At 75.3% G+C, this 3202-nt stretch carries 1 protein-coding gene; it reads left to right on the forward strand.

Annotated elements, in window-relative coordinates:
* On the forward strand, positions 1-3202 hold a 3202-nt coding region (locus AOK23_RS12430; protein ID WP_157878013.1), incomplete at both ends, for a type I polyketide synthase.

A 3202-nucleotide genomic window follows, 5' to 3' on the forward strand; every position in this document is an offset into this window, starting at 1 on the left:
CCGCCCCACTCCCCGGCCCGCCCGGGCGCGCCGCACGGCCGCCGCCGGCGAGGGCGACGGCGACCCCGGCTCGCTGCGCGGCCGCCTCACCCCCCTCACCGAGACCGAACGCACCCAGACCCTGCTCCGGTTGGTCCGGGACACCGCCGCCGCGGCCCTCGGCCACACCGACGCCGACACCGTCCAGGCCGCCCGCCCGTTCAAGGAACTCGGCTTCGACTCCCTGACCGCGGTCGACTTCCGCAACCGGCTGGCCACCGCCACCGGACTGCGGCTGCCCGTCTCCGTCGTCTTCGACCACCCCTCGCCCCGCCTCATGGTCCGGGCCCTGTACGCGGAACTGTTCGACGACGCCGAGAACACGCCCGCGACCACGCGGACCGTACCGGCGCGACGGGCCGCCGCCGACGGTGAACCGCTCGCGATCGTGGGCATGGCCTGCCGCTTCCCCGGCGGCGTCACCAGCCCCGACGACCTGTGGCAACTGCTCGCCGAGGGCCGCGACGGCATCACCGGCTTCCCCCGCAACCGGGGCTGGCGCGCCCAGGACACCGCCCGCGGCGGCTTCCTCGACGACGTCGCCGGCTTCGACCCCGGATTCTTCGGCATCACCCCCCGCGAAGCGCTGACCATGGACCCGCAGCAGCGGCTGCTCCTGGAGACGTCCTGGGAGGCGATCGAACACGCGGGCATCGACCCGACGACCCTGCGCTCCACCCGCACCGGCGTGTACGTCGGCGCCGCCGGGCTCGGCTACTCGCTGCTGTTCCCGCCCGGCTCCGAGCAACTCGCCGGATACGCCGTCACCGGCACCGCCACCAGCGTCATCTCCGGTCGGGTCGCCTACGTCCTCGGTCTGGAGGGCCCGGCCGTCACCGTCGACACCGCCTGCTCCTCCTCCCTCGTCGCCCTGCACAACGCGGTCCAGGCGCTGCGCTCCGGGCAGTGCGACCTGGCGCTCGCCGGTGGCGTCTGCGTCATGCCGGACGCCTCCCTCTTCGCCGACTTCGAACGCCAGGGCGGCCTCGCGGCGGACGGCCGGTGCAAGGCGTTCTCCGACGCCGCCGACGGCACCGGCTGGTCCGAGGGCGTCGGCCTGCTCCTGGTGGAACGCCTCTCGGACGCGCGCCGCAACGGACACCCCGTCCTCGCCGTCGTCCGCGGTACCGCCATCAACCAGGACGGCGCCTCCAACGGCCTCACCGCCCCCAACGGCCAGGCCCAGCAACGGGTCATCCGGGACGCCCTCGCCGACGCCGGTCTCTCCCCGGCGGATGTGGACGCCGTGGAGGCCCACGGCACCGGCACCCGGCTCGGCGACCCCATCGAGGCGCACGCGCTCCTCACCACCTACGGCCAGGACCGCGAACGACCCCTGTACCTCGGCTCGTTGAAGTCGAACATCGGGCACACCATGTCCGCGGCCGGCGTCGGCGGCGTCATCAAGACCGTGCTGGCGATGCGGCACGGGGAACTGCCCCGGACCCTGCATGTCGAGCGGCCGTCACAGCAGATCGACTGGACGGCCGGGTCGGTCGAACTGCTCACGGACCACCGTCCGTGGCCCACGACCGGCCGACCCCGCCGGGCGGCCGTGTCCTCGTTCGGCATCAGCGGCACCAACGCCCATGTCGTCCTGGAACAGGCCCCCGAGGAGGACACCGCCGAGGCGGCCGTCATTGCCGCACCGTCCGGCGCGGCCGGCAGCGCCCCGGTCGGCACCGCCGAAGCCACGCCCGGCGGCACGGCCCAGGCCGCCCCCGGCGCATCGACCACGGGCGCCCCCGAGGCGACGGCCCACGGCTCCCGCACCTGGCCGCTGCTGCTGTCCGCGCACGACGAGAACGCCCTGCGCGACCAGGCCGCCCGGCTCCTCGACCGCCTGGAGTCCGCCCCCGACCTGAGCCCCCTGGACCTCGCCCACTCCCTGGCCACCACCCGCGCCGCCCTCGGCCACCGGGCCGCCGCCACCGTCCGCGACCGCGCCGGGGCGAGCGCCGCCCTCACCGCCCTCGCCGCCGGCGAACTGCCCCCCGGAGTGCTGCGCGACACCGCCCGCGAGGGCACCCTCGCCGTGCTGTTCACCGGCCAGGGCGCCCAGCGCTTCGGCATGGGGCGCGAACTGTACGCCGCCCACCCGGTGTTCGCCGAGACCTTCGACGCGGTGTGCGTCCACCTCGACCCGCATCTGCCCCGCCCCCTCGCCAAGATCGTGTTCGGCACCGGCGTGCGGGACCCCGACCCGGAGGCCGTGCACCGCACCGAGTACACCCAGCCCGCTCTGTTCGCGTTCGAGACCGCCCTGTACCGGCTGCTGGAGAGCTGGGGCGTACGCGCCGACTACCTGCTGGGCCACTCCGTCGGCGAGATCACCGCCGCGCACCTCGCCGAGGTGCTGACCCTGCCCGACGCCTGCCGGCTCATCGCCGCCCGCGGCCGTCTGATGCAGCAACTCCCGTCCGGCGGGGGCATGCTCGCCGTCGCCGTAGACGAGAAGCGGGCCGCCGAGGCCCTCGCGGACCACCCGGACGTCGCCGTCGCCGCCGTCAACGCGCCCGGCTCCGTCGTCCTCTCCGGCCCCACCGAGCCCCTCACCGCACTCCGCGACCACTTCCGCGAACAGGACATCCGGGCGAAGTTCCTGACGGTCAGCCATGCCTTCCACTCGCCGCTGATGGAGCCGATGCTCGACGACTTCGCCCGGGTCGTCGCCGCACTCGACCTCCGCCCCCCGCGTATCCCCGTCGTCTCCGACCTCACCGGGGAACTCCTCACACCCGAACAGGCGTGCTCGCCCGACTACTGGGTGCGTCATGTCCGCGAGACGGTCCGCTTCGCCGACGGGGTGCGCACCCTGGCCGCCCAGGGCGTCACCGTCCTGCTGGAGGCCGGCCCCGACGGCGTCCTCACCGGCTCGGCACAGAACTGCCTCGACGCCGACGACGAACCCCCGGTCTGCGTCGCCGCACAGCGCGGTAACGCCCCGGAGGACGAGACCCTCGTCGCCGCCGTCGCCCGCGCCCACCTCGCGGGCACCCCGGTCACCTGGTCCGCCGTCTTCGCCGGCACCGGCGCCCGCCGCGTCGACCTGCCGACGTACCCCTTCCAGCGCACCCCCTACTGGCCCGAGCCCCGCCCCGCCGCGTCGACCGGCGACCTCACGGCGCTCGGCCTGAGCCCCGCCGGGCACCCGCTGCTCGGC

The sequence above is a fragment of the Streptomyces torulosus genome (assembly GCF_001419765.1).
GTDB lineage: Bacteria > Actinomycetota > Actinomycetes > Streptomycetales > Streptomycetaceae > Streptomyces > Streptomyces torulosus.